Source organism: Pseudomonas solani, from assembly GCF_026072635.1.
Taxonomy (GTDB): Bacteria; Pseudomonadota; Gammaproteobacteria; order Pseudomonadales; family Pseudomonadaceae; genus Metapseudomonas; species Metapseudomonas solani.
The window spans coordinates 5,316,884-5,340,900 of record NZ_AP023081.1 but is presented as its reverse complement, the minus strand read 5'-3'; the positions used below and the strand labels follow the sequence as shown (position 1 = coordinate 5,340,900).

The following is a 24,017-nucleotide window of genomic DNA, read 5'->3' as shown; positions in this document are numbered from 1 at the left end:
TCCGTGTTCGCCTGCGCCCCGGACGGCTGTTCGAGTTCGCGGCGATCGAACATTTCACTCATGGCGACCACGATCTTCCGCGGCCCCTCGAAGGGGTCGCGGGCGTGGGCCGCCAGCATGTTGTCGAGCAGCAGGACATCGCCCTTCTGCCAGCCCGGGCGCACGGCGCAGGCTTCGTAGAGTTCACCGACCTGCTGCATGATCGCGTCGCTGATCGGCGAGCCGTCGCCGAAGTAGACATGCCGAGGCATGCGTTCCAGGCCGAACATGGCCAGGAGGTCATCACGGACATCGGCGTCCAGGCAGTGGATGTGATGGAGCTGGACCTGGTTGAAGAAGCTTTTCTCCCCCGTCACCGGGTGGCGGATGATCGCCGGGCACGGCGTGCGGATCTGCAGCCCGTCGTTCTCCAGCCACGACCACTGGATGCCGGCAACGCTGCAACGCGCCTCGACCTCCGCCCGCACCTCGGTCTTGAAGAAGTGCTGCCAGGGCACGTCCAGGTCGCTGCTGAAGGTGCGCACGTAGAGCAGCCCCTTGCGTTCGAACTGGTCACGCAGGGCCTCGGGCATCTGCCGGTACATCTGCCGGCAGTCGACGATGGGCGTGGCGCCGCCGATGGGCGATGGCAGCTCGCAGAAGAACAGCTGCTTGCGCGGCCAGCGGTCCTGGTGCGAACCCTCGTTGTGAAACAGGATCATCTTCTGCTCGGGATAGGGCGTGGAGCGGTAGGTGTTCTTGCCGCCCTCCTTCTTCGGCAGGTCGCCGTACTGGCCGTAGAGCCCGGGCTGCACCGCCTCGGCGAAGGCTTCGAAATCGTGGATGTCACGCAGGGCGAAGCCACGGAACAGGATCGAGGCGTGGCGGGCCAGCTTCGCTTCCAGCAACGGCCGGTTGGCCTTCGCCCAGTCGACCAGGTCGATGCCCGGGTCGCTGGGCTCCATCATCAATGGGAAATCCTGCCCGGGCACCACGAGGGTTTCCCGGATCGGGCCCTGGGCTTTCGCCGGGGTTCCGCCCTGGGCCTTCTTGAGGAACTTGCCCAGCTTGTCCGCCTTGTTGCGAACCGGCACCTCGGCGCTGGCCGCAGTGTGAATTGGCATGTCGATATCCTCCGATCTGATATTCGGGTCGCCCACGATCTGTTTAAGAATTCCGATCCAGCCGCTTAGCAGGGCGTCGATGCGCTGCACGTCGAACAGCTCGCTGGCGAACTGCCAGGTGCCCTGCAGGCCTTCTTCGGCAGCCTCCACGAACAGCGCCATGTCGAACTTGGAATAGGCAGTCGCCGACTCGATCGGCTCGATCCGCAGCCCTGCGACGGCGCGGCGCTGCAGCGGCAGGTCGCTCATCACGAAGAGCACCTGGACCAGCGGGTTGGCGCCCTTGTGGCGAGGCGCGGCAGCCGCCTCGACGATCATGTCGAAGGGCAGGTCCTGGTGCTCGAAAGCGTTGAGTGCGGCCTGCCGGGTGTCGGCGAGGAAGGCCGAGAACGGCTGCGCGGCGGCGTAGCGGGAGCGCACGGGCAGCACGTTGACGAAGAAGCCGATCAGGGTTTCCAGCTCCACCTGGCCACGCCCGGCCACGTCCACGCCGATGACGATGTCGTCGCTGGCGCCAATGCGGTGCAGCATGACCTGGAACGCCGCCAGCAGAACGTTGTAGAGCGTGGTGCCCTGGCTGCGGGCGAGCTCGTGCAAGCCACGACCAAGGGCCGGCTCGATCACGAACGACACTTCACGCCCCGCCAGGGAGGCATTGGCCGGTCGCGGCCGGTCGCTCGGCAGGGCCAGCAACCCGGAGCTGCCGGCCAGGTTCGCGGCCCAGAAATCGGCCTGCGCCTGCAAGGCACCACTGCGTTCGAGGTCTTGCTGCCAGGCGGCGAAGTCGGCGTATTGCAGGGGCAGCTCCGGCAGTGGCGCCAGGTCGTTCTCACGCAGGCGGCTGTAGATCTCCATCACCTCGCCAGCCAGGATCGACAGGGACCAACCATCGGAAATGATGTGGTGCATGGCGAACAGCAACACGTGCTCCTCGGCATCGAGGCGCAGCAGCCGGGCCCGCAGCAGCGGCGCGCGCAACAGGCTGATGGGGCTTTGCGCATTGTCTTCCACCGCAGCGACCACCCTGGCGTCGCGCTCATCGCGGGGCAGCGTGGACAGGTCGAGCAACGGCAGTTCGATGGCGAGGTGTTCGCTGACGAGGGCGAGAGGGTCGCCCTCGTCATCGGCCACATAGGCCGTGCGCAGGATTTCGTGGCGGCGGATGACCTCGTTCAGCGCCTGGGCGAGCAACGGTGCCTGCAGCTCGCCGCTCAGGCGCAGAGCCATCGGCATGCCATAGGCCCCACTGGCGGAGAACTGCTCGATCACCCACAGCCGGCGTTGCGCCAGTGACAGCGTGGCCGCACCGGTGCGTCGGGTCACCAGCGGCTGGGCACTGGCCCGTGCGGCGTCCGGCTGTGCTGCGCGGCTGCGCAGGCGTTCGCCCAGGGCGCTGAGCACCGGCGCCTCGAAGAGGTCGCGCAGGCTCACCGGTTGCTCGATGCAGCGACGCAGGCGCGCCACCACCTGGGTGGCCAGCAGCGAGTGGCCACCCAGCTCGAAGAAGTGGTCGCCGCGGCCGACCCGCTCCAGCCCGAGGACGTCCTGCCAGACATCGGCCAGGCGAGCTTCCAGCTCATCGGCCGGCGCTTCGAAGCGCTGTTGTTGCGAGGCGGCGTCGGGGGCCGGCAAGGCCTTGCGGTCCAGCTTGCCGTTGGGGCTCAGGGGGAAGCTTTCCAGCAGCACCAGGCAACCGGGGACCATGTAGTCCGGCAGCTGCGCCTTGAGCCGCTCACCCACCGCTGCGCGCCAGCGGCCCTGCTCGTCGCCATCGGCAGCCAGCAAGCCCGGTTCCTGCGGCACCACGTAGCCGACGATCTGCAGGCCGTTGGCACCCGGCAGGGCCAGCACCACGGCGTCGCGCACGCTGTCCTGTTCCAGCAGGCGCGCTTCGATCTCGCCCAGTTCGATGCGGAAGCCACGGATCTTCACCTGATGGTCGACGCGGCCGACGTACTCGATTTCGCCCTCGGCGTTGTAGCGCGCCAGGTCGCCGGTGCGGTACAGGCGGGCACCCGGTTCGCTGGCGAAGGGGTCGGGGATGAAGCGCTCGGCGGTCAGGCCCGGGCGGTTGAAGTAACCCCGTGCCAGCAGCTCGCCGCCGATCACCAGCTCGCCGATCATGCCGACCGGCGCGGGCAAGCCCACTTCGTCCAGCAGGTAGATGCTGCGCCCGGGCAGCACCCGGCCAATGGGCAGGGTCAGCGGCAACGGCCGTGCCTCGCTGACATAGGGCGCGCAATCCAGGGTGGTGGCGGTGACGGTGGCCTCGGTGGGGCCGTAGGTGTTGAGCAGGCGGATAGCGCCCAGCCCCGCCTGGCGCCAGGCCGACAGCCCTTCCGGCGGCATGGCCTCGCCACCGCTGTGGACCTGGCGCAGCGCGCCGTAGCTGCGCGGGCCGACCTCGGCGAAGTCGCGGGCGATCATGCTCCAGTAGGCGGTGGTGAGGTCGACGACGCTGATGCGTTTGTCCAGCAGCTCGCGGTAGAAGGTTTCGCTGTCCCAGATCTCGCTGCCGCGCAGCACCACCGCCGCCCCGCAGATCAGTGCGGGGTAGAGCTGCTCGACGAAACCGTCGAAGTTGAAGGTGGAGAACTGCAACACCCGGTCTTCTGCACCGAGGTCGAAGAAGTCCAGGGCCACCCAGGCATGCCGGGCCAGGGCCTGATGGCTGATGCCCACGCCCTTGGGCCGGCCCGTCGAGCCCGAGGTGAACATGACGTAGGCCAGGTTGTGCGGGTGCAGGTGCACCTGCGGGTCGCTGCTGTCGAGGCCTTGCCAGGCGTCGTCGCGGTCCAGGCACAGGCGCGGCAGGCCGGCGGGAATCGGCAGGGTCTGCAGCAACGGCTGCTGGGTCAGGACCAATGCCGCGCCGCTGTCTTCGATCATGCACAGCAGGCGGTCGGCCGGGTAGCCCGGGTCCAGCGGCACATAGGCGCCGCCGGCCTTGAGCACCGCCAGCAGGCCGATCACCAGGTCGAGCCCGCGCTCCACGGCGAGGCCGACCCGCACATCCGGCCCCACGCCCAGCGCCATCAGGTGCCGGGCCAGGCGGTTGGCACGGGCGTTGAGCTCGGCATAGGACAACTGGCGGCTCTCGAACAGCAGCGCCGCGGCGGTCGGCGTGGTGCCGGCCTGGTCCTCGAACAGCTGGTGCACGAAGCGCTCGCTGGGGTAATCCAGGGTGGCGCTGCTCCATTGCCCGACCAGTTGCTGCCGCTCGCCGGCATCCAGGTAGTCCAGGCTGCCCAGCGCGGCCTGGGGTTGCGCGGCCATCAGCCCGATCAGGCTCGACAGGTGGCCCGCCAGGCGCTGCACCACCGCCTCGGTGAAGTGCGCCTTGTCATAGCTGAACTCCAGGACCAGGCCGTCTTCCAGGCTGACGCTCAGGGTCAGCGGGTAGTTGGTGCGCTCGTGGTTGGCCACCTCGCCGAAGCGCAGCCCCTGGGGGCGCCTTGCTGCAGCGCGGCGGACATGGGGTAGTTCTCGAACACCATCAGGGTGTCGAACAGGCTCTCACCGCCCTGCCCCGCCCAGCGCTGGATTTCGTACAGCGGCGTGTGCTCGTGGTCGCGCAGCTCCAGGTTGAGCGCCTGCACCTGCTCCAGCCAGTGCGTCACGCTCTGCTGCGGTGCCGGCGCAGCGATCACCGGCAGCGTGTTGATGAACAGGCCGACCTGCTCTTCGATGCCCGGCAGCTCCGCCGGGCGACCGGCGACCGTTGCACCGAATGCCACCGTCGTTTGCCCCGTGTAGCGCTGCAGCAGCAGCAACCAGGCGGCTTGCACCAGGGTGTTGAGGGTGACCTTGGCGTGTCGGGCCGCCTCTTGCAGCCCGTGGCTGCGGGCAGGGTCGAACTGCACACGGTGGTCGCCGTAGCCACTGGCGGCCAACGGCATGGGGTTGGCCCTGGCCAGGCGGGTCGGCTCCTCCAGGGTCGCCAGCAGGGGGCGCCAGAACTGCTCGCTGGCCTGGGCGTCACGCTGTTGCAACCAACCGATGTAGTCGGCGTAGCGCCCTGCGCGGCCGGGCAGCGGCTGGCCGGCGTAATGCTGCAGCACCTCGCCCAGCAGCAGGGACAGGCTCCAGCCGTCCACCAGGATGTGGTGATGGGTCAGGACCAGGTGGCAACGGCCTTCCGCCAGTTGCACCAGCTTGATCCGCAGCAGCGGCGCGCTGCTCAGTTCGAAGCCGCGGTTGCGCTCGTCATCCGCCAGGGCATCCAGTGCCTGGGCGCTGTCCGCCTGCGCCCGCCAGTCGAGCACCTCGAAGGGCATGTCCACGCGGCGCTGGACGATCTGCAGCGGCTTCTCCATGTCGGCTTGCCAGAGAAACGCACTGCGCAGCACGTCGTGACGGTCCATCGCGTGCTGCCAGGCATCGCGGAAGCGCTGCGGCTCCAGGCCCTCGGCATCCACGCGCAGCTGGTTGACGTACTCCGCGCGCGATTCCTGGTAGAGGCTGTGGAACAGCATGCCCTGCTGCATCGGCGACAGCGGGTAGATGTCCTGCAGCTGCGCCACCGGGCCCGGCAGGGCATCCAGCTGCTGCTGGGTGAGCGGCATCAGCGGGAAGTCGGACGGCGTCACGCCCTGCTCGCCACTGGCGCAGCAATGCTCGACCAGTGCGCGCAGTTCGTGGGCGAAGTCATCGGCCAGCGCCTGAACCGTCGCCGCGTCGAAGCACTCATGGCTGTAGCACCAGTCGATGGCCAGCTGGCCGTCGTAGACCTGCCCGTTCAGCACCAGGCCGTTGGGCAGCGGCGCCTCCAGGCTTTGCTCGCGCCCGGCGGGCTCCTTGGCCGGCACGAACAGGCCGCCCTCGGCAGCGAAGCTGCCATCGAGCTGGCCCAGGTAGTTGAAGGTGACGCTCGGTGCCGGCAGGGCCGCCATCCGTGCCGGCACCTCGCCCGCCCCCAGGTAGCGCAGGGCGGTGAAGCCAACGCCGCCGTCCGGGACGCTGCGCAGGTCTTCCTTGATGCGCTTGATCGAGTCGCCCAGGCTGCCCTGCGGGTGCAGGTGCACGGGGAAGAAGCTGGTGAACCAGCCCAGGGTCTGGCTGACGTCGAGCCCGTCGCCCAGGTCCTCGCGACCGTGCCCTTCGAGCTGCACCAGGGCCGAGAGGTTGCCGGTCCAACGGCAAAGCACCCGGGCCAGCGCCGTGAGCAGCAAATCATTGATGCGCGTGCGGTAGGCCGCCGGCGCCTCCTGCAGCAGGCGGCGGGTGGTGTCCTTGTCCAGGTGCGCGTTGGCATGGGCCGCCTGGCGGTAGGTGGCGCGCCCTTCGCGCTGCTGCGGCAAGCCAGGTTGGGCATCGCCCAGGTAGGCCTGCCAAAACTCGAATTCAGCCTCGGCGCCCCCACGGGTGGCATGGGCCTGCAGCCGCTCGGCCCAGGCCTTGACCGACGCACCCTTCGGCGCGAAGACAGGGGCCTCGCCCGGGCAGCTTGGGCATAGGCCTGTTGCAGGTCGTCGAACAGCACCCGCCACGACACGCCGTCCACGGCCAGGTGGTGGATCACCACCAGCAAGCGCTGGCCGGCGTCGCCCATGTCGACCAGCACCACGCGCAGCAAGGGCCCGTGCTCCAGATCCAGGCTGCCCTGCACCTCATCGCACAGCGCCGCCAACTGCGCCGGTTCGGCCAGTTGACGCTGCGCCAGCACCGGTTCGCCGGCGGGCGCCGCGAAGTGCGCCTGCCAAACGCCGGAAACCTGGGTGAACCTGAGGCGCAGCGCGTCGTGCCGCTGCACCAGGGCGCCCAGCGCCTGCTCCAGCACATCGGCCTGCAGGGGCTGCGCGGGATGCAGCAGCACCGATTGGTTCCAATGGTGGGCATCCGGCCATTGGGCGTCGAAGAACATCCTCTGCGCCGGCAACAGCGGGGTGCTACCGGTCAGGGGGCCCTGCTCCACCGTTGCCGGGCCGTTATCGTGGCGGGCGACGGCCGCCAGGGCCTCGATGGTCTGATGCTGGAACAGGTCCTTGGGGCTGATGAGGATGCCCTTTTGCCGGGCCCGGCTGACGACCTGGATGGAGACGATGGAGTCGCCGCCCAGTTCGAAGAAATTGTCCTGCGCACCCACCTGCGCAACACCCAGAATCTCCTGCCAGATCGCAGCCAGGTGCTGCTGCGTCGCGGTGGCTGGCGCCACATAGGCCTTGCGCGACTGCCCGGCTTCCGGCTGTGGCAGCGCCTTGCGCTCCAGCTTGCCGTTGGGACTTAGCGGCATGGCATCCAGCAGCACCCACTGGGCTGGGACCATATAGTCCGGCAGCCCCTGGCGCAGCTGACTGGCCAGTTGTTCGGTGTCCAGATCGACCTGCGCCGGGACCACATAGCCAACAAGGCGCTGGTCGACCGCCAGCACCACCGCTTCGCGGACTTCAGCCAGTTCCATCAAACGGGCTTCGATTTCGCCCAGTTCGATGCGCAGGCCACGGATTTTCACCTGGTGGTCGATGCGGCCGGCGTATTCGATCACGCCGTCCGGGCGATAACGGGCCAGGTCGCCGGTGCGGTACATACGCTCGCCGGCCACGAAGGGGTTGGCGACAAAGCGTTCGGCGGTCAGTGCTGGGCGGCGGTGGTAACCCCGGGCCAGGCCTTCGCCGGCCAGGTACAGCTCACCCAATACACCCACCGGCACTGGCTCCAGATTGCTGTCGAGGATGTAGCAACCGAGGTTGGCGATCGGCTGGCCGATGGGCACACCGTCTTTGCCTTCATCGCGGCAGGTCCAGTGGGTGACGTCGATAGCCGCTTCGGTGGGGCCATAGAGGTTGTACAAACCAGCTTGCGGCAGGCGGGCGAACACTTGCTGCTGCGCATCCACCGGCAGGGCTTCACCGCTGCAGATGATGCGTTTGAGGCTGCTGCAACGCTCTACCTGCGGGTCGAGCAGGAAGGCCTGCAGCATCGAGGGCACGAAGTGCAGCGTGCTTACCCGCTCCTGTTCGATCAGCGCCACCAGCTTGGCCGGGTCGCGATGGTCGCCAGGGGCGGCCACGACCAAGCGAGCGCCCGTCATCAGCGGCCAAAAGAACTCCCACACCGAGACATCGAAGCTGAACGGCGTCTTTTGCAGCACGCTGTCGCTGGCATCCAAACCATAGGCTTGCTGCATCCAGCACAGGCGGTTGGTCAGTGCAGAGTGGCGGTTACCGGCCCCTTGGGTTTACCGGTGGAGCCGGAGGTGTAGATCACATAGGCGAGGTTTTCAGCATCGAGCGTGACACCGGGATTGGTCTCCGGGAAGTCACCCAGTAGCGCCTGATCCAGATCGATACGCTGCACGCCTGCCGCCAGTGGCAGGTCCAGGTGCGACTGGCTCAGCAGCAGTTTCACGGCGCTGTCGTCGAGCATGTAGGTCAGGCGCTCGGCCGGGTATTCCGGGTCCAGCGGCACATAGGCGCCACCGGCTTTGAGAATGGCCAGCAAGCCCACGACCATCTCGATGGAACGCTCGACGGCGATGCCCACCAGGCTGTCCGGCCCCACGCCACGAGCGATCAGCGCGTGGGCCAGGCGGTTGGCGCGGCGGTTGAGTTCGGCGTAGCTGAGCGTTTCAGCGCCAAAGGCCAGAGCCGGCGCATCGGGATTGCGCAACACCTGGGCTTCGATCAGATGGTGAACCGGGGTAGTCAGTGGGTAGTCGGTGGCGGTGGCGTTCCAGCCGTGTAACTGGGCCTCGCGCTCTGCCGGCGAGAGCATAGATAGCTCAGCGATGGGTGCGTCGGGCTGGGCGAGGATGGCCTCCAGCAGGCCCAGCCAATGGCCGGCCATGCGTTCGATGGTCGCGGCTTCGAACAGGTCGGTGGCGTACACCAGGCTGGCGCTCAGGCCATCGCCTTCATCACAGGTTTCCAGGGTCAGGTCCAGCTGCGCGGTGCCGCTGTCCCAGGTCAGGCTTTCCACCGCCAGGCCGGGCAAGCCGGCAAGTGCGCCGCCCTTGGCCTGGTGGTTGTACATCACCTGGAACAGCGGGTTGTGGCTGAGGCTGCGCTCGGGCTGCAGCGCCTCCACCAGTTGTTCGAAGGGCAGGTCCTGGTAGGCCTGCGCCTCCAGCCCCATCTGTTGCAGTTGCTGCAGCAGCTCGCTGAAGCGGGTGTGGCCATGCATCACGCCCTGGAACACCTGGGTGTTGATGAACAGCCCGATCAGCCGCTCGCTTTCCCGGCGGTTGCGGTTGGCCATGGGCACACCCACGCGCACCTCGGCCTGGCCGCTGTAGCGGTGCAGCAGCACCTGGAACGACGCCAGGAGCAGCGAGAACAGCGTGGTGTCCTGGCTACGAGCGAGCGCCCTCAGGGCAGCGGCCAGTCGGGCCGGCAGCGGAACGTCGAAACGGGCGCCACGGTGGCTCTGCACCGGGGGGCGCGCGTGGTCGGTGGGCAGTTCGAGCAGCGCCCGGCCTTCCCCTAGGCGCTCCTTCCACCAGCCCAGCTGGCGTTCGCGCTCACCGGCTTCCAGCCATTGGCGCTGCCAGGCGGCGTAGTCGCGGAACTGGATCGGCAGGGGTTCGAGCTGCGCCGCCGTGTGCTCGACGGCGGCTTTGTAGAGCGCCAGCAGGTCATCGACCATCACGCCCATGGACCAGCCATCGGTGATGCTGTGATGGAGCACCACCACCAGCACCTGCTCCGCCTCCCCGTGCACGCCAGTGCCGCGCGGATCAGCGGGCCCTTTTCGAGATCGAAGGGTTCGAGGATGCGCGCTTCCAGGTAGTCGTTCAGCACGTGTTCTTGCCCTGCCCCGGCCTGCAGGCGGGTGACGTCCAGCGTGAAGTCGAGCGCCTCTTCGATCTGCTGGTGGACCTCGCCGTCTTCTTCGACGAAGCGGGTGCGCAGGCTTTCATGACGGTCGATAAGCCCATGGAAGGCCTGTTCCAGCGCGCCGGCATCTACCGCGCCCTGGAGTCGCAGCACCACCGGAATGTGGTAGGCGGCGCTGTGCGGGTCGAGCTTCCAGAGGAACCATTGCCGCTGCTGCGCATAGGACAGCCCATGGCGGCCGCGCTCGCAGGCCGGGACGATGGGCAGGCGCGCCACGTCGATGCCCATCTGGCGCAGCTTGGCGAAGAACTGCCGACGCTTGCCGGCGTCCAGACCACGCAGGCGCTCGATCAGTTCCTCAGCGCGGATATCCCGTGCGGCGCCTTGCTTAAGCATCATCTTTCTCCAGTTCGTCCAGCGCGTCGAAAATCATGTCGTACTCATCGTCCAGCCCGCCCGCGCCCAGCCTGGGCTCCAGGTAGGCCGCCAGCTCGGCCAGGGTCCGGGCCAGGTAGAAGTCACGCAGGGGCACCTCGATGCCCAGGTCGTCGCGCAGGCGCGACGACAGCATGACCAGTTGCAGGGAGTGGCCTCCCAGCTCGAAGAAGTTGTCGTGGCGGCCCACCCGTTCCAGGCCCAGCAGGGCCTGCCAGATGTCTGCCAGGCGCTGTTCCAACTCGCTTGCGGGCGCCTCATAGGCGCGCTGCTGCAGGGCAGCATCCAGTGCCGGCAGGGCCTTGCGGTCGAGCTTGCCGTTGGTGGTCAGGGGCAGGTGGTCGAGGAACAGCAGGTGCGCCGGCACCATGTAATCCGGCAGGTGTTCGCGCAGATGCGCCTTCAGGGCGTCACGCAGAGCGGCTTCGTCGAGGTCGCTGCTGCGCACCAGGTAAGCCACCAGCTGCGGGCCGCCGTTGCCGTCCTGGGCCAACACTGCCGCCTCGCGAATCGAGGGGTGCGCCAAAAGCTGCGCTTCGATCTCGCCCAACTCGATACGGAAGCCACGGATTTTCACCTGCTGGTCCAGCCGGCCGATGTACTCGATCACACCGTCGTTGCGGTAGCGCGCCAGGTCGCCGGTGCGGTACAGCCGCTCGCCCTGCGCCGAGAACGGGTCCGGCACAAAGCGCGTGGCGCTCAGGCCGGGGCGCTTCAGGTAGCCACGAGCCAGGCCTGGGCCGCCGACATACAGCTCACCGGTGCAGCCCTGGGCCACCGGATTAAGCGCGCCGTCGAGCAGGTACCAAGTGAGGTCAGGAATGGCCTCACCAATGGGGCTGCTGGCGCCCTGTTGCAGGTCGTCGATGGACAGCGGCCGCCAGGTCACATGCACCGTGGTTTCGGTGATGCCGTACATATTCACCAGGCGCGGCTGGGCGTCGCCAAAGCGTTCGAACCAGGGCGCCAGGCCTTTTACTTCCAGTGCTTCACCACCGAACACCACATAGCGCAGCGCCGAGGCCTGATCGTTCGCCGCACAAGCCACGCCCATCAGCGCCTTGAACGCAGACGGCGTCTGGTTCAGCACGGTGACGCCTTCACGGCAAAGCAATGCGTGGAACTCATCGGGCGAACGGGTCACCCACTGCGGGACGATCACCAGGCGGCCGCCGTACAGCAACGCGCCGAAGATTTCCCACACCGAGAAGTCGAAGGCGAAGGAATGGAACAGGCTCCAGACATCCTGCGGCCCGAAGTTGAACCAGGCATCGGTGGCGGTGAACAGGCGCATGGCGTTGGCATGGCTGAGCAGTGCGCCCTTGGGCTGGCCGGTGGAGCCGGAGGTGTAGATGACATAGGCCAGGTTGGCGGGGCTGAGGGCGACATTGGGGTTGTCGTCGCGACCCTGGCCATCGTCGGGCTCCAGGGACAGAACCCGGACCTGCTCAGGAATGACCAGACGCTCACGAGCACTGTCTTCGGCCAGCAGCAGGCTAAGACCGCTGTCTTCGATCAGGAAGGCCAGGCGATCTTCCGGGTAGGCCGGGTCCAGGGGCACATAGGCGCCACCGGCCTTGAGGATGGCCAGCAGGCCAACGATCACTTCCAGGCCACGGCCGGCGGCCAGGCCGACCAGGCTGTCAGGCTGCACGCCCTCGGCGATCAAACGGTGGGCCAGGCGGTTGGCACGGCGGTTGAGCTCGCCATAGGCCAGGGTCTGGCCCTCGAAGCTCAGGGCAATGGAATCCGGCGCTTCGGCGGCACGCTGTTCGAACAGTTGGTGCAGGCAAGCGTCCACCGGGAAGCGCGCGGGCGCGGGGTTCCAGGCCTGCAGGTTGGCTTGCTGCTCGGCACTCGACAGCATCGGCAGCTCGGCCAGGCGCTGGTTCGGGTGGGCGACCATGGCGGTGAGCAGGTTGCGCCAGTGGACGGCCAGGCGCTCTACGGTGGCGGCTTCGAACAGGTCGGTGGCGTAGGTGAAGATCGCCTGCAGGCCTGCGCCGTCGACGATATCCAGGCTCAGGTCGAACTGCGCGTCGCGGCCGTCCACGGCAATCTGTTCGAAGGCCAGCCCCGGCAGCTCGGGCCGTTGTGCGTAGAGGTCATGCTGGTAGTTGAACAGCACCTCGAACAGCGGGCTGCGACCTAGGCTGCGCTCGGGCTGCAAGGCTTCGACGAGCTGCTCGAATGGCAGGTCCTGGTTGGCCTGGGCATCCAGCGTGGTCTGCCGGACCTGCTGCAGAAGCTGGCTGAAGGTCGACTGTTCGTCCACCTGCGCCTTGAGCACCTGGGTATTCACGAAGAAGCCGATCAGGCCTTCGGTTTCCAGGCGGTTGCGGTTGGCGATGGGCACGCCGATGCGGATATCGCCCTGGCCTCTGTAGCGCGCCAACAGCACCTGGAAGGCCACCAGCAGGAGCATGAACGGCGTGCCGCCCTGCTCCCGGGCACAGGTACGGATCGAGTGTGCGAACGCGTCGCCAAGGTCCAGGTCCAGGCGGGCTGCCCGTCTGTTGCGCTCAGCGGGGCGCGCATGGTCGGTGGGCAGCTCCAGCGTCGGGGCATGCCCACCCAGTTGTGCCACCCAGTAATCCAGTTGGCGACGGCGCGCCTCGGAGCCCATCCACTGGCGCTGCCAGGCGGCGTAGTCGGCGTACTGGATCGCCAGCGGCGGCAAGGCAACGGCCTCATCACGGCGGCCAGCGGCGTAGAGCGCCAGCAGTTCATCCACCATTACCCGCATCGACCAGGCATCGGACACGATGTGGTGCTGGGTCAGCAGCAGCACGTGCTCATCCGCTGCCAGGCGCCACACACGCACCCGCAGCAGCGGGCCCTGGCGCAGGTCGAAGGTCCGGCGCGCTTCCTGGGCGATGGCGTTGTCCAGCGCTGCCGGGGCCAGTGCCTCCACCACCAGGGAGACCGCCTGCGGCGCCTCCACCACCTGCCAGAGGTGCTCACCCTCTTGAACGAAGTGCGTGCGCAGCGACTCATGCCGGGCGATCAGGTCGCTGAAGGCCCGCTCCAGGGCCGCAATATCCAGCTCGCCCTTCAGGCGCAGCGCCGAGGGGATGTGGTACGCGGCGCTTTCCGGCTCCAGCTGCCAGAGGAACCACTGGCGCTCCTGGGCATAGGACAGCGGTAGCGGCTGTTCCCGGGAGATCGGCAGCAGCGGCGGCTCGGCCTGGACCAGCGGTTGCCCGATGGCGCGGGCAAACTCGCTGAGTTGCGGGTGCTCGAACAGGGTGCGCAGCGACACCTCGCGCTGCAGCTGCTGCCGAGCGCGCGACACCACCTGGGTGGCCAGCAAGGAGTGCCCGCCCAGCTCGAAGAAACCGTCATGACGGCCGACCCGCTCGACACCGAGCAGGGCCTGCCAGATATCTGCCAGCTGGCGTTCCAGGCCTTCCTGGGGTTCCACGTATTCCTTGCGCGATTGCCCAGCCTCGGGTTGCGGCAGCGCCTTGCGCTCCAGTTTGCCGTTGGGGCTTAGGGGCATGGACTCCAGCAGCACCCACTGGGCGGGGACCATGTAGTCCGGCAGTCCCTGGCGCAGCTGGCTGGCCAGGGATTCGGTGTCCAGATCGCCTTGAGCAGGCACTACATAGCCCACCAGGCGCTGGTCGACCGCCAGCACCACGGCTTCGCGGACTTCAGCCAGTTCCATCAAACGGGCTTCGATCTCGCCCAGTTCGATGCGCAGGCCACGGATTTTCACTTGATGGTCGATGCGGCCGGCATATTCGATCACGCCGTCCGGGCGGTAACGGGCCAGGTCGCCGGTGCGGTACATGCGCTCGCCAGCGACGAAGGGGTTGGCGACAAAGCGTTCGGCAGTCAGCGCCGGGCGACGGTGGTAACCCCGGGCCAAGCCAGCACCTGCCAGGTACAGCTCGCCGAGCACACCAACAGGCACTGGCTCCAGATTGCTGTCGAGGATGTAGCAACCGAGGTTGGCGATCGGCTGGCCGATGGGCACACCGTCTTTGCCTTCATCGCGGCAGGTCCAGTGGGTGACGTCGATGGCCGCTTCAGTCGGGCCGTAGAGGTTGTACAGGCCGGCCTGCGGCAGGCGAGCAAATACCTGTTGTTGGGCATCCACCGGTAGCGCTTCACCGCTGCAGACGATGCGTTTGAGGCTGCTGCAACGCTCTACCTGCGGGTCGAGCAGGAAGGCCTGCAGCATCGACGGCACGAAGTGCAGCGTGCTGACCCGCTCCTGCTCGATCAGCGCCACCAGCTTGGCCGGGTCACGGTGGTCGCCAGGAGCAGCCACGACCAGACGAGCGCCGGTCATCAGCGGCCAGAAGAACTCCCAGACCGATACGTCGAAGCTGAAGGGGGTCTTTTGCAGAACGGTGTCATCACCGTTAAGGCCATAGGCCTGCTGCATCCAACACAGCCGGTTGGTCAGGGCGGAATGACGGTTGCCAGCGCCCTTGGGCTTGCCGGTGGAGCCGGAGGTGTAGATCACATAGGCGAGGTTTTCAGCATCGAGCACGACACCGGGATTGGTCTCCGGGAAGTCACCCAGTAGCGCCTGATCCAGATCGATACGCTGCACGCCTGCCGCCAGTGGCAGGTCCAGGTGCGACTGGCTCAGCAGCAGTTTCACGGCGCTGTCGTCGAGCATGTAGGTCAGGCGCTCGGCCGGGTATTCCGGGTCCAGCGGCACATAGGCGCCACCGGCTTTGAGAATGGCCAGCAAGCCCACGACCATCTCGATGGAACGCTCGACGGCGATGCCCACCAGGCTGTCCGGCCCCACGCCACGAGCGATCAGCGCGTGGGCCAGGCGGTTGGCGCGGCGGTTGAGTTCGGCGTAGCTGAGCGTTTCAGCGCCAAAGGCCAGAGCCGGCACATCGGGATTGCGCAGCACCTGGGCTTCGATCAGGTGGTGAACCGGGGTAGTCAGCGGGTAGTCGGTGGCGGTGGCGTTCCAGCCGTGTAACTGGGCCTCGCGCTCTGCCGGCGAGAGCATAGATAGCTCAGCGATGGGTGCGTCGGGCTGGGCGAGGATGGCCTCCAGCAGGCCCAGCCAATGGCCGGCCATGCGTTCGATGGTCGCGGCCTCGAACAGGTCGGTGGCGTAGGTCAGCGCGGCGTGCAGTTGGCCGCCCTTTTCGTAGGTATCCAGGCTGAGGTCGAACTGGGCCGTGCGGCTGCGCCAGTCGAGTGGCGCGAAGCGCAGGCCTCCCACCGCGCCCATGGCCTCGATATCCGCGACGTTCGGCTGGTGGTTGAACATCACCTGGAACAGCGGTGCATGGCTGAGGTTGCGCGCCACGCCCAGGTCTTCCACCAGGCGCTCGAAGGGCAGTTCCTGGTGAGCCTGGGCGCCGAGCACGCATTCGCGGACCTGGGCCAGAAGCGCCTGCACCTGCAAGCCCGGCTCGAAGTGGGCTGGCAGCACCTGGGTGTTGACGAAGAGGCCGATCAGCCCTTCCACTTCGGCGCGGTTGCGATTGGCGATGGGCACGCCGATACGCAGGTCGGCCTGGCCGCTGTAGCGCTGCAGCAGCACCTCGAAGCCCGCCAGCAACAGCATGAAGAGGGTCAGCCCCTGCTCCCGGGCGGCGCTGCGCAGGGCTTCGGCCAGGGGCGCCGGGACGGTGAAGTCATGACGGTGGCCGCGGTAGCTGGCACGGGCCGGGCGCGGGTGGTCGGTGGGCAGCTCCAGCACCGGCTGCTGGCCACCCAGGGCGGCACGCCAGTACGCCAGCTGACGCTCCTGCTCGCCGGCTTCCAGCCAGCTGCGCTGCCACAGGCCGTAGTCGGCGTACTGGATGGGCAGCGCCGGCAAGCCGGCCTCGCGCCCCTCGACGTCGGCGGCATAGAGGCGGCCGAGCTCGTCGATCAGGATATTCATCGACCAGCCATCGGAGACGATGTGGTGCAGGGTCAGCAGCAGCACATGCTGCTCAGCCTCCAGGCGGATCAGCCTTACCCGTAATAGCGGCCCCCGCTCCAGATCGAACGGGCGCAAGGATTCGGCCAGGGCCTCCTGACGCAGGTGTTCTTCCCGGGCGTGCTCGGCCCAGGCACTGCAATCCTCGAACGCCACGACCAGCGGTTGCTGCAAGGGGCGCAGCTGCAGCGTCTCGTCGGCCGCGTCGAACACCGTGCGCAACGAGGCATGCCGCGCCACCAGGCCGGCGAAGGCGCGCTCCAGCGCGGCCCTATCCAGGGGGCCATTCAGGCGCACTGCGCTGGGCAGGTTATAGGCGCCGCTTTGCGGGTCCAGCTGCCAGAGGAACCACATGCGCTGCTGCGCATAGGACGGGCGACGGCTGTCGACATGCTCGACACCAGCGGGGATCGGAAAGACCGAGAAGTCGATCCCTTCGCCGCGCAGGCTCTCCAGGAACATCCGGCGTTTTTCCAGAGGCAGCTCGATAAAACGGCGGGCGAGTTTCAGGGAGTCTTCTGCGTTCATCTGTCTTTTCCGTACACGTGGGCAGCACGCATTGAGTGCTCGATTGCTCAAGGAGAACGGACGGCAGGCGCGGAAAATTACCTGGGTGACATCGGCACCGGATAGCGGATGGCAGCCGACCCGGACTGGGCAAAACGCAGTCCGGCAAGGCCTGCCAGGAGGCCACCCGTACCGGGGCCATAAATTTTGCGCACTCTCGCTCGTTCATAGAGCAGCGCCGCCTCAGGCGGCGAATCAGCGAAGCGTCGCCTTCCTCCAGGAACAGCCCCGACCCATGCCGAAGAAGTCCCGCTCCCGCCTCTGGTTTCTCGTTCACAGCTGGCTGGCCATGCCCATCTGGTGCTTCATGCTGATCGTCTGCGTGACCGGCACCCTGGCGGTGGTGAGCCAGGAGCTGGTGTGGCTGGCCAAGCCGGAGGTGCGTGCGAGCAAGACGGAGGCCGGGCAGCAGCGCATGGGCTACGACCAGATCGTTTCGCGCCTCCACTCCGCCCAACCCGACGCCGTGATCAGCGCGATCCGCCGGCCGGGCGAGGACCACTTCGCCTTGCTGGTGGATGTCAGCTACCCCGACACCAGCGTGGCCAGGCTCTATGTGAACCCGTATACGGGGGCGATCCAGGGGCGCAGCTCGAGCTTCGACTTCCGCCAGTTCACCCGCGCCCTGCATGGCTGGTGGCTGGTGCCGTTCAGCAACGGTTACAGCTGGGGCTGGTACCTGGTGTCGCTGCTGGGCCTGCCGATGCTGGCGTCGCTGGTCACCGGCCTGGTGGTCTACAAGCGCTTCTGGAAGGGTTTCCTGACGCCGCGCCTGCGCTTCGACCAGGGCGCGCGCATCTTCTGGGGGACTTTCACCGCCTGAGCGGCATCTGGTCGATCTGGTTCATCGCGGTGATCGCCATCACCGGCCTGTGGTTCCTGGTCCAGGCGATTCTTTCCGACAACCACATCACCCTGTCCAGCGAGGGCATACCGCCGGTGCTCGCCCGTGATGCCGTACCCATCGCCACACCGGGCAAACCCGTGGCGCGGATCGAACTGGAGCGTGCCGTGGCCATCGCCAGCCAGACCATTCCTTCGCTGGAAGCCGAGGCGCTGTACTTCCCCGAAGACGCCTACAGCGCCCTGTACATCTACGGCAGCAGCAACTACCCGCTGATGTACCAATCGGTGGCCCTGAACCCCTTCGATGGCCAGGTGGTGGCGGTACGCAGGCTGGGGGACCGCTCGCCCCTGGAGTTCATCACCGAGTCGATGCACCCGCTGCACACCGGCGACTTCGGTGGTCTCTGGAGCAAGCTGATCTGGTTCGCCTTCGGCCTGATCCTCAGCCTGATGGTGCTCAGCGGCTTCCTGATCTGGAGCAAGCGCACCGCCCAGGCGACCCTGGCACTGGTGAAGCGCAACCAGCGCCTGGCCAGCATCCAGGCGACGCGGGAACAACAGGTGCTCTGCGGGGAATAGCGCGCAGTCAGATGGCTTCGGCGCCGGACCAGCGCTCGGCGAACCCGTCCAGCTGCTGGCCGAGGTAGGCGAGCACGTCGGCTTGCCGGTCGCGGATGAAGCGATGGTCGCCCTCGAAGAGCCGGAGGTGCAGCCTGCCGGCGGTCTCTTCGCTCCAGGCCTTGAGCTGCGCCTTGCGCGGGCCGTCGTCCACCCCGGCAAGCACATGGATGGGGCAACTCAGCGGCGTGCGCGGCTGGTGCCGGTAGCTCGTGTACCCCGACCGGGCGGCGCGCAGGGCCGGCCACCGCGCACCTTCAGGGGCGCGCCGCCAGCACTCGAGACTGCACTCGTATTCAGCCCAGCGTGAAGGCGCCACCGAACCCAGGGCGAACAGGCCCAGCGCGGCGCGCGCACCCCGCTCACGCAGGGCATAGAGCATTTCGCAGGCCAGCACCGCGCCGAAGCCGTGCCCGACCACCGCATAGGGCATACGCCGCACATCCAGCTCCAGCCCGCGCGCCAGGTGCCTCGCGACAGCAGTCGGAGCGGCAATGGGCAACGCCTGCACCTCGGGCAGTGGCAAGGGGCGCACCTGCACCCAGGCCGGCAGGCAGGCACCCCAGGCGAGGTAGTCCGCTGTGCCGGCGCCAGGACAGGCGACACAGAACAGTTGCATCGCGGGCGTCATTCAGCCCGCTGCCGGGCCAGCCATCCGTGCACACAGGGCAAGGGACGGAAGGTCATCGCGATCAGGTACGGAACTCATTGTTTCGACTCGTCAGGAACAAGATGGCCGCAGCGCTTCCCGGGGAAGCGCTGCGGCCTGGTGTGGCCAGGGCGTGTGACTCAGGCCGGTTCGACGAGGGCAGCCGCCAGCGCTCGGGCAAAGCGGCGGGCGACTTCATCCACCTGCTCGGCGGTGATGATCAGCGGCGGCAGGAAGCGCACCACGCTGCCATGGCGACCACCCAGTTCGAGGATCAGCCCTCGCTTCAGGCACTGCGCCTGCAGGCGCGAGGCCAGGGCGTTGAAGGTCGGGGGGTGGCCGAGGGCGTCGGGCGGGCCGGACGGGTCCACCAGCTCGACGCCGAGCATCAGCCCGCGGCCACGGATGTCGCCCAGCTGCGGGTAGTCGCGCTGCAGCTCGCGCAGGTGACCGACCAGGCGCTCGCCCATGGCGGCGGCGTGACCGGGGATGTCGTGCTCCTTGAGGTAGCGCAACACCGCCGAGCCGGCAGCCATGGCCATCTGGTTGCCCCGGAAGGTGCCGGCGTGGGCGCCCGGACCCCAGACGTCGAGCCATTCGCGATAGACCATCACCGCCAGCGGCAGGCTGCCACCGATGGCCTTGGACAGCACCACCACGTCGGGGATGATGCCGGCATGCTCGAAGGCGAACATCTTGCCGGTGCGGCCGAAGCCACTCTGGATCTCGTCGACGATCAGCGCCACACCGGCCTTTTCGGTGATGCGACGCAGGCCGCGCAGCCATTCGATGTCCGCCGGCACCACGCCGCCCTCGCCCTGCACCGCTTCGACTATCACGGCGGCGGGCAGCAGCACGCCGGCCTCCGGGTCACTGAGCAGGTTCTCCAGGTAGTGCAGGTTGGCGCGCACGCCGGCCTCACCACCGATGCCGAAGGGGCAGCGGTAATCGTAGGGATAGGGGGCGAACTGCACGCCGTTGCCGAGCACCGCGCCCAGGGCCTTCTTCGGCCCCAGGTTGCCCATCAGCCCCAGGGCGCCCTGGCTCATGCCGTGGTAGCCGCCCTGGAACGAGAGGATGGTGCTGCGCCCGGTGGCGGTGCGCACCAGCTTCAGCGCGGCTTCCACGGCGTCGGTCCCGGTGGGGCCGCAAAACTGGATCTTCGCCTCGCGGGCCAGGCCCTCGGGCAGCAGGCCAAAGAGGTCCTGGACGAACTGGTCCTTCACCGGGGTGGTGAGGTCCAGGGTGTGCAGGGGCAGCTCGTCGGCCAGCACCTGGCGGATGGCATCGATCACCACCGGGTGGTTGTGGCCCAGGGCCAGGGTGCCGGCACCGGCCAGGCAATCGATGAAGGTGCGGCCTTCCACGTCCTCGACATAGAGCCCGCGCGCGCGCTTAAGCGCCAGGGGGATGCGCCGGGGGTAGCTGCGGGCATTGGACTCCTGCTGCTTCTGGCGGGCCAGCAGCGGCGATTCCTCGAACTGGTAGAGCGTCTCTTCTTCAGCGGCCAGCGGCAGGCTGGCATTGAGGCTGGTAGCGGCTTGCATCCTTCGACCCTCGATAAAGTGGCATCAAGCTCCGGGCCGTGCGCTTGTGGCGCTTCTCGGCCTTGTGCAGAGGAGACGATGGGCGACGGTGGGGATTTAGACGCAATGCGTGAAGCGATATGCAGCGCAAGATAAACTTCGCAGCCCTGCACACTCCCGGCTGGCTGCACGCTGAATGGAATCGAATCTGGACCGCTCCCTGGTGGAGGAACTGCTGGCCGCGCCCGGCCTGATGCGCCAGTGCCTTCTGCACGCCTTGACCACCCCTGTGGAGGCGCTGGAGTTTCGTACCCGGGATGAAGGTCTCTGTGACGCCAGGTTCTATTACTGTGGCAAGGCGCAGGCCGCAACGCCCGCCGAGGGCCTGATCGCACTTCTCAATCGCGAGCTGCATCAGGTGGAAGAGTGGGCGATGGAGGAGACGACTCCCGAGCATGTCGGAGACCTGATGGAGCGCTGGCTGCTCCCAGAGCTCGCCAACGCCCAGCCCACTCGCGTCGATATCGACAAGGCGACCCTGGAGATCACCAGCCTGGGAGACACCATCCGCAGCGCCATCCTGGCGCGGCATGCCGATACCGGCCGCCCTTATCACGGCGGCCGCTGGGGCATCTTCCGCGACGGCCAGCCGCAACCGCTGGACACCCCGATCCTCCCCGAACCGTTGATCGCGCCAGCGCTGGCCTTGCAGGACAGCTGGAACGAGAAGCTCTATTTCTGCGAAACCCACGACACCTGGCTGCTCTACAGCTGGGCAACAGGAGCCTGAGGCGATGAAGGTCTATCTGGACGACGAACGCACCACCCCCGACGGCTGGGTCCGCACCGGGTGGCCGGACGAGGTGATCGCGCTGTTGAAAACGGGCCAGGTCAGCGAGCTGAGCCTGGACCACGACCTGGGCGACGACGAACGCGGCACCGGCTACGACGTGATCCTGTGGATCGAGGAAGCCGTCGCCCTGCATGGCTTCGTGCCGCCACGCATCCACGTGCATTCGGCCAATTCCTCGGCAGTGCTGAAGATGCAGGCCGGGGTCCGCGCCATCGAAGCCCTGGCCCGGCGCAACCGCCAGCCCTGGGCCGGGTGACTCGACGTCGGACTGAAGGCAGGTGCAGGAGCGCCTTTCTGATCTAGTCTCTTGCAGCATTCATCAGGGAGGAACGCCCATGCCAAGAGGCCCGCAGAAAACCAAGAGCAAGCTGAGAGTCCATATCGACCCCGTTTCCGGAGACGTCAAGGTGACCGGCCGCCCGGATTGGACCACCAACGCCAAGCGCATCAAGGTCAACCAGCGCTCGAGCCAGGGCGACGTCGAGGACAGGCGCCACATGGTGCATTGGAGCCAGTCGATCAGGAAGAACGCCGAGCGTGTCTTCAGTGCCATCAACCAGGCGTACGGATCGGATGCCAAGAAGCTCTACGAGGTGTTGGTCGAGCCCTTGCAGTCGCGGAACCTCAAGCGCATCCCCAAGAACAGCAAGGATGTGATGCTCTATATCGCCAAGTACCTGAACAGCGCGCCGGTGAACCTGGTGGCGGGCCGGGCCGATACCAACAAGGCCATCGAGATCGTGCGCAAGAACCTCGATCTCTTCGCCACCTACCTGCGCGAAAGCCATACGGACAGCGACACCGACCCGGCTTCAACGACCAACCACCAGCGCATGCAGGCGTGCAGGGCCAAGGCCCGGGAGCTGCTGCCGGTCGGCGACAAGAGCAGCGACATCAAGGCCCAGGTCAGCAAGATCCACAAGCAGCTGATCGCTCATATCGATGGCATCGAGTCACCCGCCGAACTCTGGTCGCTGCTGTTCGACCTGCGCTATTCGGTGACCTTCGACATCTCGCCGATGGCCCAGCGCCAGGCGACCGAGAAGATGCTCAGCTGGGAGCGGATGATGCTCTCGTCCACCTACATGCCGGCGAAAGACCAGCTCGAGCGGCTGGTCTCGCTCGCGGACGCCTGAGCAGGGAGCGCGATAGCCGGCCCCGCTCGGGTAGCCCCAACACCAGGCCGCGAAGGGTGCACGGCCGATAGCGGCGGCAACGCGCGCCCCTCCCCCTCAATCGGCTCGGTAACGCCCCACGAGCCGTTGCAAGCCACCGGCCATGTCCCCCAGGCGCTGGGTGATGTCGCTGGCGGTGCGCGAGCCGGCGGCGGTCTGTTCGGCGATGGCGGCGATCTGGTGCACGTTGGCATTGATGGATTCACAGACCTGGGTCTGCTCCTCCGCCGCAGCGGCGATCTGCGCGTTCATGCCATTGATGGTGGTGGTCGCCTCGACGACCGCCTCCAGGGCCTGGCCGACCCGGCCCACCTCCACCACGGCGCGGGCGCTGCCGCCCCGGATCTGGCCGATGGCGGCTATGGCCTCGCGAGCGCCGGCCTGCAGGCGGCCGATCATTTCCTGGATTTCCGCCGTACTGCTCTGGGTACGCCCCGCCAGCGTGCGCACCTCATCGGCGACGACCGCGAAGCCGCGCCCCTGGTCACCGGCACGCGCGGCTTCGATGGCGGCGTTGAGCGCCAGCAGGTTGGTCTGCTCGGCGACGCCGTGGATCACATCCAGCACGCCGCCGATGCCCTCGGACTCGCTGCCCAGCCGGCGGATGATCTCGACCCCGCTTTCCACCTGCCCCTCCAGCCCGTCGATCACCTCGGCGGCGCTGCGCACCAAGCCCTGCGCGCCCTGTACCTGGTCCTCCGCGGCCTGGGCCGCCTGCGCCGCGCCAGCCGCACTGCTGGCGACCTGCAGGGCCGCCGCCGACATCTGCTCCATGGCGGTGGCCAACTGGTCGCTCTCCACGTGCTGGCTGGCGATGCCCTGGCCGGTCTGCTCCATGAAGGCACCCAGTTCCTCGCTGGCGGCCCCCAGGGTGGCGGCGGACGAGCGCGTCTGCCGCACCAGTTGGCCGATCTGCTCGGCGAAGTGGTTGAAGGCCCGCGCCAGGGTGCCCAGCTCGTGGCCGGCGGAAGGGTCCAGGCGGCGGGTCAGGTCGCCTTCGCCCCGGGCGATGTTTTCCATGGTCCGCACCGCCTGGTCCAGGGGCCGATGGATGCTGCGTGCCAACAGGATCGCCAGGGTGGCGATCAGCACCAGCAGGATGGCGGCGGAGGCGGCGCTGCGGATCAGGCTCAGGCGCACGGCAGCGGCGAATTCCCGCTCCAGCCCGGCGAGCTGCGTTTCCAGGTCGTCGATGTAGAAGCCGGTGCCCAGCACCCAGTCGCTGTCGGGCATCGGCACCACGTAGGCGAGCTTCGGCGAGGGCTCCTCCTCGCCGGGCCGCGCCCAGCCGTATTCCACGTAGCCACCCCGGCGGCGCCGGCCTCGACGTATTCGCGCACCAGATGACGGCCTTCGGGGCTGGTGGAGTCCCAATAGCCCGTGCCTTCGCGGGCTGGGTTGTCGGCGCTCATCACCTGCACGCCCTGACTGTCGTAGGCGAAGAAGTAGCCGCTGCCGCCGTCGAAGCGCAGGCTGCGCAGCGCCTCCTTGATGCGCTCGCGGCCCGCTGCCGAGTCGCCATTGGCCAGCGGCGCCACGGCGCTCAGGGCCAGCTCCATG

General features: G+C 67.6%; 6 protein-coding genes and 3 pseudogenes. 4 read left to right on the top strand and 5 right to left on the bottom strand.

The window, feature by feature from the left end:
• Positions 1 to 26: 26 nt before the first annotated feature.
• Positions 27 to 16,751 (bottom strand): annotated as a pseudogene (locus PSm6_RS30740) (amino acid adenylation domain-containing protein); the annotation flags it as partial.
• 274 nt (positions 16,752 to 17,025) lie between these two features.
• Between PSm6_RS30740 and PSm6_RS24315 the strand changes: the two are divergent.
• Positions 17,026 to 18,215: pseudogene (locus PSm6_RS24315) on the top strand (PepSY-associated TM helix domain-containing protein).
• A 7-nt stretch (positions 18,216 to 18,222) separates the two neighbouring features.
• On the opposite strand, the gene PSm6_RS24310 reads toward PSm6_RS24315, so the two are convergent.
• Together PSm6_RS24310 and PSm6_RS24305 are read right to left on the bottom strand one after the other, a co-directional pair.
• Entirely contained in the window at positions 18,223 to 18,873 is a 651-nt protein-coding gene (locus PSm6_RS24310; protein WP_265168460.1) for a thioesterase II family protein, read from the bottom strand.
• A 170-nt stretch (positions 18,874 to 19,043) separates the two neighbouring features.
• Positions 19,044 to 20,450, bottom strand: a complete 1,407-nt coding sequence (locus tag PSm6_RS24305; RefSeq protein WP_265168459.1) for an aspartate aminotransferase family protein — start codon at positions 20,448 to 20,450, stop codon at positions 19,044 to 19,046.
• A gap of 175 nt (positions 20,451 to 20,625) precedes the next feature.
• Between PSm6_RS24305 and PSm6_RS24300 the strand changes: the two genes are divergently transcribed.
• From PSm6_RS24300 to PSm6_RS24290, 3 genes are all read left to right on the top strand, one after another.
• Entirely contained in the window at positions 20,626 to 21,219 is a 594-nt protein-coding gene (locus PSm6_RS24300; RefSeq protein ID WP_265168458.1) for a hypothetical protein, read from the top strand.
• Between the two features lie 4 nt (positions 21,220 to 21,223).
• Positions 21,224 to 21,538 (top strand): cyclic-phosphate processing receiver domain-containing protein, encoded by a 315-nt coding sequence (locus PSm6_RS24295; protein ID WP_021220719.1) that lies wholly within the window; start codon positions 21,224 to 21,226, stop codon positions 21,536 to 21,538.
• Between the two features lie 79 nt (positions 21,539 to 21,617).
• Positions 21,618 to 22,418: a hypothetical protein gene (locus PSm6_RS24290; RefSeq protein ID WP_265168457.1), complete on the top strand. Its 801-nt coding sequence runs from the start codon at positions 21,618 to 21,620 to the stop codon at positions 22,416 to 22,418.
• A 96-nt stretch (positions 22,419 to 22,514) separates the two neighbouring features.
• Here the strand turns inward: PSm6_RS24290 and PSm6_RS24285 are convergent, their stop codons facing one another.
• Positions 22,515 to 23,477, bottom strand: a complete 963-nt coding sequence (locus PSm6_RS24285) for a methyl-accepting chemotaxis protein (RefSeq protein WP_371877154.1) — start codon at positions 23,475 to 23,477, stop codon at positions 22,515 to 22,517.
• Positions 23,478 to 23,681: 204 nt separating this feature from the next.
• Positions 23,682 to 24,016, bottom strand: a pseudogene (locus PSm6_RS30635) (cache domain-containing protein); the annotation flags it as partial.
• Between the last annotated feature and the right edge of the window lies 1 nt (position 24,017).